We start from the raw sequence: 11197 nt of genomic DNA on the forward strand, positions 1-11197 counted from the left end.
AGCCCGACTCGCGCGAGCACGACACGCCGAACGTTTCGGAGCGGACGTCTATCGCGATATCACCTCCGTGGGAGGCACGCTCGAACCCGGTGAGAACTTCGCCGGCTACCAGATCTTGCGAAAGCTGGGGGCCGGCGGAATGGGCGCGGTCTATCAAGCCCGAGACCGCGACCTGCCACGATTCGTGGCCCTGAAACTACTGACCCTGCCCGGCGGCGAACGCGAACACCGGGCCCGGTTCCAGCGCGAGGCCGATACGGTTGCGCGCCTGCAGCATCCGAACATCGTCACCGTCTACGCGCGCGGCGAGGAAGACAACCGGCTGTGGATCTCCATGACCTTCGTCGACGGCAGCGACGTCGCGCGGGCACTGCGCGAGGGACCCATGCATCCGGCGCGGGCCGTGCGCATCATCGCCGAGACCGCGGCGGCCCTCGACCACGCCCACGACACCGGCATCCTGCACCGCGACGTGAAACCGGCCAATATCCTGCTCGCGGACGGGCGTCCGGAACGGGCCGTGCTCACCGACTTCGGCATCGCCAAATCCCTCGACGAGAGCCGACAGCTCACCCAGAACGGGGAGATCCTGGCCAGCTTCCAGTACGCGGCCCCGGAACGGCTCACCCGGCCCGGGGAAGCCGATCGGCGCGCCGACGTGTACTCGCTGGGGTGCACGCTGTTCCACATGCTGACCGGAGAGGCGCCCTACCCCGGGCAGAACGTCGGGCAGATCATCTACGGGCACGCCTACGAGCCGGTGCCGATACCCTCGGACCGGAACCCCACGCTGCCACGGGGTTTCGACGAGCTCATCGCCCGCGCCATGGCCAAGGACCCGGAACGGCGCTTCGACACCTGCACGCATCTCGCCTGGGCGGCCTCGCGAATCCTGCGCCGGCCGGGGACGCAGCGGACCGCCCCGGCGGGGACGGTGCACGTCAGCGGGCCCAGATCCGGTGCAGGACAACCCGAGCGCAATGCCACCACCATGCCTCCGGCGCCGCTGCCGATTCCGATCCGGCCCGGCAACGGTCCCGCCACCACGCGGCCGGGGCCGGAACCCACTCGGCTGAACAGCGGTCCGGGACCGACACGGGTGAACAGCGGACCGGCTCCGGCTCGCCTCAACAGTGGGCCCGCGCCCACTCGGCTGAACACCGGGCCCGCGCCGGCCAATCCGAATACAGGACCGGCACCGGCCCGGGTGAATTCCGGTCCAGGTCCGGTCGCTTCCGGTGCCGCGCCGACGCGTCCCCATACGGGACCCGCACCGACCCGGCTGATGACCGGACCCGCACCCATGCGCGAAACCACCGGGCCCGCACCCGGTTCGATCAGCACCGGGCCCGCGCCGACCCGCTTCGTGACCGGGCCCATGCCGTCCGATGTGAGCGGGCGTCATGATGTTCCCGGTATCGGCACTGGCACCAGGTCCGGCCCGGGTCCCGGGACAAGCTCGGGCGCAAGCGTTCCCGGCAAGCGCCGCGGCCCCGGCCGGATTCTGCTGGCCGTGGCCCTGGTGGTCACCGTCGCGGTCCTCGGGTACCTGCTGGTGCGCGCGGGCGACGGTCGTCCCGGACCGAGCAACGCGGCGGCCTCGAACACGCCCACCATCACGGCGACGACCACCGGGGCGGTCACGACCGAACCGTCCACCACCACAGAGGTTCCGCAGGTCACGACCGCGCCCTACACGCAGCCGACCACGGCGGCCCCGTACACGCCGCCTCCGGTCACATCCCAGCAGCCGAAAACCGTTCCGGTGCCGTATGTCGTCGGGTCCGCGATCGCGCAGGCCAAGGCGCGCCTGGAGAAGGACGGGTTCGTCGTCGAACAGGTTCCACGCGAGGACAAGAGCGCGAAAGGCACTGTCCTGGAATCCTCCCCGGCCGCCGGGACCGCGAAGCCGGTCGGCTCGACCGTCAAGGTGACCGTGTCCTCCGGGCCCTCGACCACCACGACCATCACCGTGCCCACCCTGATCGGTCTCTCCCCCGCCGCCGTCACCTCCGCGCTCCAGGCTCTCGGCTGGCACGGCAGCGTCGCCAAATCCACCGGGACGACCAACGATTCCACCAAGGACGGCAAGGTGATCGCGCAGAACCCGGCAGCCGGAGCCTCGGTGACCCCGGACCAGGCGATCACCATCACCGTCGGCGCCTACACCATCACCTCCACCAGCCCGGTCAGCTCGACGACCCCGGCCGCCGGCTGAACCCCTGGCCGGTGCTCGCCCTGCCCATCATTCACCGCTCACGTCGGTGACCGCTCCGCGTACGGGCGGCTACCAGATGTTCCAACTGGTTCGCGCGCGCATCGACTCGATCTCCTTGGCGATCGTCTCGAGCCGGGGTACCAGTCCCTGGAAATACCGCCGCGCATCACAACTCTCACCGCACCCCTGATGCACGGTCAAACCCCGCTGCGCCGCTTGCAAATTCATGACGGGATAGTCGGGCGCGTCGTGCGAAATCACCCTCACGACCGCACCCCCATCCCCCGCGCCGCCGGATTGATCACGGCAATTGCCTGACGTTTCCTGGCGCACACTGACATCGAGCACCCCTCGTGTACCCGCAACACGTCCCGCGCGTACGCGCTCGTCATGATGGTCACCGCTTCATGGCCCTCGATCGGTATGCGGAACATGCTCGACTCCGATTGTCGGCGTGGATGTTTGAGTTCCCCTTCGACGGGGTGCGTCAAGTAGACCACTTATCGAATCGCGGGTGGAAAGTTTCCGACGCGACGGTACCGCGCAATTCTTCCCATTCCGAAACAGCGCATCAACGATAGTGGAGCAGAGGGTATGGCCGTTCGGCTGTCAGATCACGTGCCCCACATCGGTTTTCACCAGTCGATCCAGGGCACGCTCGGCGAGGGCGGCGATCGTCATCGACGGGTTGCAGGCCGCGGTATTGCCGGGCATGAGGGCGCCGTCGAGGACGTAGAGACCCGACTGGCCGAGGACCCGGCCGTCCAGGTCGCAGACCGCGCCCATGGCGGCGCCGCCGAGGGGGTGCCAGGTGGAGGGGAACGCGAGGTTGGTGTCGAGCAGGGTGCTCGACGGACCGGCGATGCGCTGGACGGCGGGGCCGATGTGGTTGTTCTGGATGGTGGCGTCGCCGTCGGCGGGCCAGTGCAGGGTCGCGGTGTCGGCGGCGGAGTCGTAGCGGAATTCGCCGCGGCCGGCGCTGACGCCGTAGCCGACCATCATGGTGCTGTGCGCGTCCACCGACAACGGCGGGATGGAGGCCTGGATGACGGTGTGCGCGCCGTCCGGGTCGTCCCAGTTCAGGCTGCCGTAGACGACGGGGCCGCCCTGCGCGAGGCCGAATTCCTCGGTGGGGGCGGTCCAGACGTAGATGCGGTCGGCATTGGTGCCCCAGCCGCGGCCGAGCTGGTCGGGCAGATCGGGGATCTGCCCCTTGGCGGCCGCGCGCACCAGCAGGCGGGTCGTATTGAGGCTGCCCGCCGACAACACCAGGGCATTGGTGGTGAGGATCTTGTTCTCCAGCACCGTGCCGGCGGTGTCGGTGCGGTTCACGTGCACGGTCCAGCGGCCGTCGGGAGCGCGCTCGATATCGGTGACCTCGTGCAGGGTTCGCACGGTGACCCGGCCGGTGGCCTCGGCGGCGGCCACGTAGGTGACGTCGACGGTGTGCTTGCCGCCATTGTTGACGCCGAGCGAACCGGCCCCGTTGGTGTAGGAGGCCGCCATCTCGCCGCGCAGTTCGGCGAGCGCGTAATTCCAGTCGATGGGCATGGGGATCTTCGACACGGGCAGCCCCGCGTCGCGGGCGTGCTCGGCGAAAACCCTGGCGGCCTTGTAGTTCGGCGTCTCGACGAGTTCGTCGGGTGCGACGGCCAAGCCCAGCATGCGTGCGACACGGGGGTAGTGGACGCTGTCGAGCTCCGCCCAGTCCAGCCCGCCGGGGAAATGAGTGCTGAACACCGCCTCGGTCGGCTGCAACGACATGCCCTGGTACACCAGCGATCCGCCGCCCAGTCCGGCCGCGCACAAGGCCGTCATGTTCTCGCCGGGCACCGCCTCCACCAAACCGGTGTACTTGTCGAAAGCGACCGGCCTGCCGAACAATTCGGGACTCGACCGATGCCACAGCATCCGCTTGTCCGGTGCGGTGGCATTGGGGAACGTGGTGGCGTTCGGACCGGTCGGCCACCGCATACCGCGCTCCAGCAGCAGCACCGGTACCCCGGCCTCGGCCAGGCGCAGCGCGGTCACCCCGCCGCCGAACCCCGAGCCGATGACGATGACCCGATGCTCCTCCCGGGTGAGCTCGACCCGGTTGATCCGGGCGGCGATGCCCGCGCGGGTGGCGGGTGCGCTCGCGAGCAGGGCGGCGGTGGCGGCGACTCCGGACAGCAGGGAGCGACGCGAGATTTCAGACATGGGACACCTAGGTGATCGGCGAGAAGGGAACGGCGGCGGGAATTCTCAGGCGAAGGCGCAACCCGAGAGCGGTGTGCCGTTGAGCCGGTCCATCAGATAGCCGATCGCGTTGTTGGTGCCGAAACCGTCGATCAATTCCGGTCCGAAGTGATTGGGAATCGTCGCACCCGACAGGATGGGCGGCAATTCGTTGGTGCGGAAGCTGACCGTCGCACCCGCGGCGCACCAATCGCTCGCCAACTGCTTGGCCTGACCGTAGGGGACGGTGTCGTCATTGACGCCGCTGGTGATCAGCACCGGGGCGGCCGGGGTCATCGATCCGATCCGCTGCTGCCGCAGAATGTCCTGGATCGACGGGATTTCGCGCATGTGGTCGACGAGCGGCCGCTGATCGACGGTGAAGGCGTTGGTGCGCAGGAACGGATGCAGCGCGATCACATCGCCGATGCACGCGTTCGACAGTTCATCGAGCAGACCCTGCCCGGCGGGCGTCACCCGAGAATTGAATTCGGGTCGTAGGTCCGGGTACCGGTCCAGGAAGCCGTTGAGCGCGAACCCGACCGCGCCGCCGATCAAACTGCCCTCGATCCGGTCCAGGATCGCCGACAGATCCGCGGTCGGCGCGCCCGCCCAGGCGCCCTTCAGGTTCAGTTCCGGCGCGTAGCTCGGCTGCATCTCCGCGGCGGCCGCGCTCGCCCCGCCGCCCTGCGAGTACCCCCAGAACGCGAGCGGCGTGTCCGCCCCGGTGCCCGCGAGCCGGTTCGCGGCGCGGGCGGCGTCGAGCACGGCGTGCGCCTCCTCGATCCGGTTCGCGTAGGTGTGGATGCCGGGCGTGCCCATCCCGATGTAGTCGGTGACGAAGACCCGCGCGCCGAGCGCGTTCCAGGCGAACGCGGCCAGCACCTCCTGGTTGGCCGAGAAGGTCGGCGGGGTCAGGCTCGCGTACATGCCGGTCGGGAAGGCCAGCGACAGCGCGCACTGGTCACCCTGTCCGACCGTGCCCGGCGCGATCAGCACCGTCGGGCGCGGGCCCTGCCCCTGCCACGGGCGGCTGGAATCGATGAACGTGCCGGTCACGGCGACGGGCGTGTCGTCCTGGGTGCGGGAGGTGTACATGACCCGCTGCGCCGCCAGCGGCCAGGTCCCGTCGGCGGCGGGCAGCGCGGGCAGCACCGACGTGCCCTCGGTCTTGATCACCGCGCCGGGAGCCGAGTCGAATTGCTGTGGCGGGTAATAGAAGTCGCTCACCGGTTCGGCCGCGGCGGGCGTCACCGCGGCGCAACCGGCCACGACCGAGAGGGCCGCGACGGCGACTTTGACGTAGCTGATCGGCCGCCGGGCAGCCGGGACGGGCGAGTACTGCTGACGAGGCATAGTGCTCTTTCTCCACGGAAGTCACACCCCGAGTAACCGGGTTACTCGAGTAACGGCGTTACTGTAGCGGCATGGCCAAGGAGACGGAAGAGGTAATACGGGCACGAATCCTCCTCGAGGTACGCACCCTCCTGGAGTCCGAAGGCCACGACGCCGTCCAGCTCCGCGAGGTCGCCCGTCGCGCCCGCGTCTCCCTCACCACCATCTACAAGTTCTTCCCCACCCGCGATGACCTGCTGGTTTCCGCCATCGAAGCCTGGATGGAAGACAACACCTACCTCCCGATGGAACCCCCACCCCCCGGCGAACCCCTCCGCGACGGCCTGCTCCGGGTGATGCGCCACGTCTTCGACCCGTGGGAACGCCACCCCACCATGCTCACCGCCTACCACCGCGCCCGCACCGGCCCCGCCCGCCACCGCCTCGACAATCACGGCCTCGACGCCGTCTTCCCCATCGCCGCCGCCGTCCTCGCCGGCGCCACCCCCCGCTACCTCGAAGACATCGCCGTCATCCTCGCCAACCTCACCTCGTCCCTCCTCGCCCAATGCGCCGACGGCACCCTCCAGGTCCCCGAAGTCCTCCCCATCCTCGAACGAGCCATCCACCGCCTCACCACCAACAACGAACCCGAAGCCGCCGAAGCCCTCACCCGCCGCGAAGCCACCACCCCCTACCCCCTCTCCCCCGACGTAGCCGCCCCCTTCGTCCGCACCCCCACGGATTCCCCTGCGCCAGAACAACCCTGAGCCCACCCCACCCCTCCCCCCGCAACCCCCAGCAACCCCACCCACACGCCGATAACCAGCCGATTTGGATGTTCAGGGGGGTAGTGAGGTAATCTCGTCGAGCACGAGCGAGAGCAAATGCAACGGGCTGTGGCGCAGCTTGGTAGCGCACCTGACTGGGGGTCAGGTGGTCGCAGGTTCAAATCCTGTCAGCCCGACCAAGAAAATCCCTTCCGACCTCGGTCGGAAGGGATTTTCTGTTATTCGACGACCCACAGATTTGGGGCCACTCGGGCTGGCTCGCGGATAATCGGATCCCCTCCGGGCCAGTAGGTCGGGTATCTGGAGGCCACCATTCGGCAGCGCGAGGAAGCGGGCCGGCAACTCTCCGTCGTCCTGCAGGGCTTTGACGTCCGGGTGCAGGTAGCGCTGGGTGATCCGCGGGTCGGTGTGGCCGGCGATCTGCTGCAGCCGATGCAAGGGCACGCCCGCGTCGGCGAACCAGGTGAGCCCGGTGTGCCGCAGGTCGTGCCGGTGCAGATGCTCGAATCCCAACCGCGCCACCACATCATCCCGGTGCGTCGCATCCCGCAGAACGCCGGTAGCGATCCGGCCACCGCGTGGACCGACGAACAACCGCGCGTCCATGAGCGCCACACGCAACTCACGTTCGCTCGCCTCCGGATGGGTTCGACCGGCTCGGCCACGGGCGTCGTTGATGTGGGTCAGCACCAGTGGCCGAATGTGGCCGATGATCGGGATGCGTCGGGCCTCTTCCCTTTCGTGCCTTTGTCTTTGAGACCGCCCGGCTCCGGTGTCGTCTGGCGGCGCAAGGTCCACATCCACTCGGCGGTGTCGATGTCGCGGATCCGGCAACCAGAAACCTCGCCGATGCGGGTCGCAGTGCACGCCTCGAACATCACGGCATCGCCCCAACCTGTACCCGACCAGCCGCAGGGAGCAGGCCATCGGACCGGCGATGAACACTACCGGCGCAACCAGTTTCGACGTCGGCGCGACGCTGTCGGTCACCTACACCGGGCCCGACCCTGAGAACGAGAAGGCCCGCCTCTATACGCCATGTACACCCCCGCGGGGACGAACGGCGGTGGCAGGTGACCGGCGGCGACGCCGGTTCGATCATGGGGGCACCAATGCCGTTGCGCCCCACGGCGCACGCGAATCTGACGATCCGACCGTCGCACGACCAGCAACCGGCCCGCACGAACGCGGCACGTTCTGCGTCGGCCCGCCGACTATCCGAACGCAACCCCAACCAGCGCGGGCAACGCCGCCCGCAATCCCAGCCCAGCAGGCACAGCAGCAGCGAGTGTCGTTGGTGGACAAGGCCATCGACTACGCGCGGCTGCCGATCCCATCCGAACCCGATCGCGGCGGAGCGGTCCAAAACTATCGTCCGCTGCTTCGCCCACTGCGACGACAAGGACGTCCTCGACAAGGTCGGGCTCCGTGGGCGCGACCTGCCCCGGCCGGACACCCACCGCAGACCCGTGGGGAGCGTGTATTTCCCGAACTGCCCGACGACGAGGACTTCCACGCGGCCTGCGACGAGGGACGCAAATGCGATGGGCACTGGTACTCCCGCGACCCGCTGCAAGCCTGGCCCGAGGTGCTTCGATAGACCCCCCGGCCGCTCCGGACCGACACGGTTCTTGTTGACCCCGCACGCCGCGATCTCTCTCCCCCTCGTGGACTTCGGTCGGGAGTAAATCGGCCCAATGGCCGTCGGCGTGACTTCCGCCAAGAACATGTAGCGGGTAGCGAGTGATCAATGTCGTCTCGGGTAGTCCGGTCATATGCGGGCGGCCGAAGTGTCGCATGTGATGTAAACCGCGGCCGGGCACGGCCGCAGTCGGAAGGACTACACCATGAGTGTTACGGACAAGGCCAAGAACAAGGCCCAGCAACTCAGCGGCAAGGCCAAGGAGAAGGCCGGCCAAGCGACAAATAATCCCAAGCGCGAGCAACAAGGCAAGACCAAGCAGGTGAAGTCCGACCTGAAGTCTGCCGGAGAGAAGGTCAAGGACGCCTTCAAGCGGTGACCGGAGTGACATCGGCGATCGAGGTGTCGGTGTCGGCCGAAGACGGCCATCCCAGCCGACGCCTCGACTTGCCCATGGCAGTTCACAGCGATGGCAGCGCATCGCACCGGTTTCGGTTCTCGCTGCCCGAATAACGATGGTGCCCAACGCCGCCGATTTCAGCCGCGGGATCTCCCCAGGGAAGTTCAGGGAACCCGACAAAGTCATACCGGCACCGGGCAACCGACCGGCTCGAGGCGCGGCAGCCGGTTCTGCATTGGTTATGTTCAGCGGCCGTGGATGTTGCGCAGCGCGCTTGGTCGCCCGTCGAGGTCACTCGAGGGAGCGATCGAGTGGGTCCGGCAGAAGCGGGCCGAGGGGGCCGAGGTCGATATTGAGATCTTGCGGAGTGAGTCCGAAGTGATCGCGCAGTTCTTCCATGCGTTCTTCGAGCAGCATCAGGGTGCGGCCAATACGTTCGATCTGGGCGTCGGTGAGGTCGCCCGCGTCGACTCGGCGTAGCGCTTGCCGCTCCATCAGTTGCCGCAGGAGCTCCACCAAGGTGAGGACCAGGGTGACCAGCCCGCGCTCGACCGATTCCGGATCGGTGTCGATTCGCGGTGGGATGCCGCCGAATTCAGTCATCGCCGGCCGGTCCTTCCAGTCCATCGCGCGTCACGGATCCGACTGGCGGGTACAGGGTGCTGATGGAGGAGATGAGGGCTCGTAGCGAGATCTGAACCAGATCGACGTCGGCGATAGCGAGTTTGATGTCGCCGGAAATGACCACGCCACCAGCCAGCACTCGGTCCAGGAGGTCGACCAGTGCGACGCGACGCTCGGCGTCGACAGTGGGCTCGGTCCTGGTCATGTCGGCTCTCGTGTCAGGCCGGCGAACGAATACGGCGGCCAGGGACCGGTGAGTTCCAGTCGGATACCTGGGAATTCGGCGCCGAGTGTCGTGACGGTTGTGGTGAAGTCGTCGGTCCGGTCGTCGTCTACCAGGTATGTTCCGTTGAGGACCATCCAGTCCCGTCGGCCGCTTACTGCTGGGTCGGTCAGCGGCTGACGTCTTCCCGCCGCAGCGTGGTGAACCAAACGCGCGTGAATCTCTTCGGCGCGCTCTGCCGCATCGCGTTCCACGCTCTCCTGTGCGGACAATTGCGCGCGGCGCCGGGCCAGATACGCAGCCCCGGGCGTCATTGTGCCGACCTCCTTCGCAGACCTGGCCTCGGCAACGGCAGCGGTGAGGGCAGCACGATCGCCATAGGCCCTGACACCCCACTCGGTACGGTCGCTCACCAGCTGCAGGGCGGCGTCGAAGTCCGCTTGCCGCTCATCGAGCAGCTCACGCACGCGGTTGTCGTCGCGGAAGACAGTGGCCAGCCGGAGCGGGACGGCCGGACCTCGGCGCACCATGGCGGATACGACCGCGTCGTGTGCTCGTGCTGTCGTCTCCAGCCAGTCGAGATCCTCGAAGTTGCGGCGTAGTGGTTGCTCCCCGAAAACGTCCAGCGGCACCGAGCCGACGACCGCTGTCAGGTCCCGCGCGACGACCGTCCGCACCGGTTCGCCGGCGACTCCGGTCAGTGTGCTCAGTTCCGCCGCGCCGCCGCGGCGGGATGCCACCGCGTACAGCCAGACTGCGAAATCACCGGTCACGATCGTTCTTTTTCCGCTCGCGACCGCGTTCGATGGGTTGACGGCGTCCATTTGCCGCCTCCAGTTCGGCGATCCGGTCTCGGAGTTCCCGGTTCTCGAGTTCGAGGTCGGGTTCCTTCCGTTCCAGCGCGTGAGCCTTGCTGTTGAGCCAGGGGTCGGTCTCCCACCAGTCGATGCCCACTGACCTGGCCGTCTCCAGGGATGCGATCACCAACCGCAGTTTGATGGTGAGCAGTTCGATATCGAGGAGATTGACCTGGATATCGCCTGCGATCACCAGCCCCTTGTCGAGGACCCGTTCCAGGATGTCGGCAAGGTTGGTGGACTGGTGCCCGCCCCCGTAGGGCTGGGGTGCGTAGGAGCCGCCTCCGACGACCGTCATTGCTGATTCCTGGGTGCGATGTCGGTGCTGCCGCGGGTGTAGCGTTTGATTCTGCGGCTGGCCAGCAGATTCTCGTCGAAATCGATCTCCACTTCGTAGAGTGCGATGATGTCCGCCGAGCGCGGGATGCGGCGATCCTCCAGTGCCTCGATCTCCACGAGCCAGCCATCCTCCGTCGGTTCCACGCGCGTGACGCCCTGGAGGTCGTTGGAAGTCAGTTCTGCGAGGCGGTCGATGGCCACCGCGGCGGCTTGCACCGCGCTGAGGGCCGATTGTTCATTCGATGCCGGGTGAGCATTGTCGGAGTCGTTGGAGGTGGTGTCGCGGGCCACGTCAGTCACTCCTTCCGGTCGATGGGGTCGACCCCGGAGCCGGTCATGCGATCCAGGGCCGCTCGCTGCGCTTGCTCGGCCTGTTCTGCGGACAACTCACCGCTCGCTGCGGCACTGTCGATCTCCTCGAGTTCGCTCCGCAGTGCCACGGGATCGTGTAGCTGCCGTTCGACCTGGTCCTGGATCAGTTCGCCCACCCAGATCACACCGCGAACCGGCGCGAGGGGCAGCGAGAATATCGATGAGAACAGACCCATGTC

The 11197-nt window shown here is 67.7% G+C and carries 13 protein-coding genes and 1 tRNA gene; 4 read left to right on the plus strand and 10 right to left on the minus strand.

Annotated features, from left to right (window positions below):
- The first annotated feature begins 67 nt into the window (after positions 1–67).
- On the plus strand, positions 68–2218 hold the full coding sequence (locus ACFRAQ_RS27445; RefSeq protein WP_379104608.1) for a protein kinase: 2151 nt from the start codon (positions 68–70) through the stop codon (positions 2216–2218).
- A 69-nt stretch (positions 2219–2287) separates the two neighbouring features.
- On the opposite strand, the gene ACFRAQ_RS27450 is transcribed toward ACFRAQ_RS27445, so the two are convergent.
- The 3 genes from ACFRAQ_RS27450 to ACFRAQ_RS27460 form a co-directional block, all read right to left on the minus strand.
- Positions 2288–2566: a hypothetical protein gene (locus tag ACFRAQ_RS27450; protein WP_379104611.1), complete on the minus strand. Its 279-nt coding sequence runs from the start codon at positions 2564–2566 to the stop codon at positions 2288–2290.
- Between the two features lie 261 nt (positions 2567–2827).
- A complete protein-coding gene (locus ACFRAQ_RS27455) occupies positions 2828–4417 on the minus strand; it encodes a GMC oxidoreductase (RefSeq protein ID WP_379104613.1) in 1590 nt (529 codons plus the stop codon).
- Between the two features lie 45 nt (positions 4418–4462).
- On the minus strand, positions 4463–5791 hold the full coding sequence (locus ACFRAQ_RS27460) for a lipase family protein (RefSeq protein ID WP_379104615.1): 1329 nt from the start codon (positions 5789–5791) through the stop codon (positions 4463–4465).
- 71 nt (positions 5792–5862) lie between these two features.
- Between ACFRAQ_RS27460 and ACFRAQ_RS27465 the strand changes: the two genes are divergently transcribed.
- Both ACFRAQ_RS27465 and ACFRAQ_RS27470 read left to right on the plus strand, forming a co-directional pair.
- Positions 5863–6540, plus strand: coding sequence for a TetR family transcriptional regulator (locus ACFRAQ_RS27465; RefSeq protein ID WP_379104617.1), 678 nt, complete (start codon positions 5863–5865; stop codon positions 6538–6540).
- Positions 6541–6663: 123 nt separating this feature from the next.
- Positions 6664–6740, plus strand: a tRNA-Pro gene (locus ACFRAQ_RS27470).
- On the opposite strand, the gene ACFRAQ_RS27475 is transcribed toward ACFRAQ_RS27470, so the two are convergent.
- Positions 6703–7251 (minus strand): tyrosine-type recombinase/integrase, encoded by a 549-nt coding sequence (locus tag ACFRAQ_RS27475; protein ID WP_379104619.1) that lies wholly within the window; start codon positions 7249–7251, stop codon positions 6703–6705. The two genes, ACFRAQ_RS27470 and ACFRAQ_RS27475, sit on opposite strands and share 38 nt — an antisense overlap.
- Positions 7252–8408: 1157 nt before the next feature.
- Between ACFRAQ_RS27475 and ACFRAQ_RS27480 the strand changes: the two genes are divergently transcribed.
- Positions 8409–8582: a CsbD family protein gene (locus ACFRAQ_RS27480; RefSeq protein ID WP_357278060.1), complete on the plus strand. Its 174-nt coding sequence runs from the start codon at positions 8409–8411 to the stop codon at positions 8580–8582.
- A gap of 312 nt (positions 8583–8894) precedes the next feature.
- Here the strand turns inward: ACFRAQ_RS27480 and ACFRAQ_RS27485 are convergent, their stop codons facing one another.
- From ACFRAQ_RS27485 to ACFRAQ_RS27510, 6 genes are read right to left on the minus strand one after another with little or no spacing between them, the layout of a single operon-like run.
- Positions 8895–9206, minus strand: coding sequence for a gas vesicle protein K (locus ACFRAQ_RS27485; protein WP_379104622.1), 312 nt, complete (start codon positions 9204–9206; stop codon positions 8895–8897).
- On the minus strand, positions 9199–9432 hold the full coding sequence (locus tag ACFRAQ_RS27490; RefSeq protein ID WP_379104624.1) for a gas vesicle protein: 234 nt from the start codon (positions 9430–9432) through the stop codon (positions 9199–9201). The genes ACFRAQ_RS27485 and ACFRAQ_RS27490 overlap by 8 nt, the downstream gene beginning before the upstream one ends.
- Positions 9429–10223, minus strand: a complete 795-nt coding sequence (locus ACFRAQ_RS27495; protein ID WP_379104965.1) for a GvpL/GvpF family gas vesicle protein — start codon at positions 10221–10223, stop codon at positions 9429–9431. The genes ACFRAQ_RS27490 and ACFRAQ_RS27495 overlap by 4 nt, the downstream gene beginning before the upstream one ends.
- On the minus strand, positions 10213–10605 hold the full coding sequence (locus ACFRAQ_RS27500) for a gas vesicle protein (RefSeq protein WP_379104626.1): 393 nt from the start codon (positions 10603–10605) through the stop codon (positions 10213–10215). The genes ACFRAQ_RS27495 and ACFRAQ_RS27500 overlap by 11 nt, the downstream gene beginning before the upstream one ends.
- The gene (gene gvpO, locus ACFRAQ_RS27505) at positions 10602–10937 is read right to left on the minus strand and encodes a gas vesicle protein GvpO (RefSeq protein ID WP_379104628.1); all 336 of its coding nucleotides are present in this window, start codon (positions 10935–10937) and stop codon (positions 10602–10604) included. Before gvpO ends, ACFRAQ_RS27500 begins: the two co-directional genes overlap by 4 nt.
- 5 nt (positions 10938–10942) lie before the next feature.
- Positions 10943–11194 (minus strand): gas vesicle protein GvpG, encoded by a 252-nt coding sequence (locus tag ACFRAQ_RS27510; protein WP_379104630.1) that lies wholly within the window; start codon positions 11192–11194, stop codon positions 10943–10945.
- Positions 11195–11197 lie beyond the last annotated feature (3 nt).

It is taken from the genome of Nocardia sp. NPDC056611 (genome assembly GCF_042792755.1).
In the GTDB taxonomy this organism is placed as follows: Bacteria; Actinomycetota; Actinomycetes; order Mycobacteriales; family Mycobacteriaceae; genus Nocardia.

Bases quoted from the DNA above. Each gene is read 5' to 3' on its own strand.
- ACFRAQ_RS27455 (WP_379104613.1), bottom strand. From the start codon at position 4,417: ATGTCTGAAATCTCGCGTCGCTCCCTGCTGTCCGGAGTCGCCGCCACC.
- ACFRAQ_RS27460 (WP_379104615.1), bottom strand. From the start codon at position 5,791: ATGCCTCGTCAGCAGTACTCGCCCGTCCCGGCTGCCCGGCGGCCGATC.
- ACFRAQ_RS27465 (WP_379104617.1), top strand. From the start codon at position 5,863: ATGGCCAAGGAGACGGAAGAGGTAATACGGGCACGAATCCTCCTCGAG.
- ACFRAQ_RS27480 (WP_357278060.1), top strand. From the start codon at position 8,409: ATGAGTGTTACGGACAAGGCCAAGAACAAGGCCCAGCAACTCAGCGGC.
- ACFRAQ_RS27485 (WP_379104622.1), bottom strand. From the start codon at position 9,206: ATGACTGAATTCGGCGGCATCCCACCGCGAATCGACACCGATCCGGAA.
- ACFRAQ_RS27490 (WP_379104624.1), bottom strand. From the start codon at position 9,432: ATGACCAGGACCGAGCCCACTGTCGACGCCGAGCGTCGCGTCGCACTG.
- ACFRAQ_RS27500 (WP_379104626.1), bottom strand. From the start codon at position 10,605: ATGACGGTCGTCGGAGGCGGCTCCTACGCACCCCAGCCCTACGGGGGC.
- ACFRAQ_RS27510 (WP_379104630.1), bottom strand. From the start codon at position 11,194: ATGGGTCTGTTCTCATCGATATTCTCGCTGCCCCTCGCGCCGGTTCGC.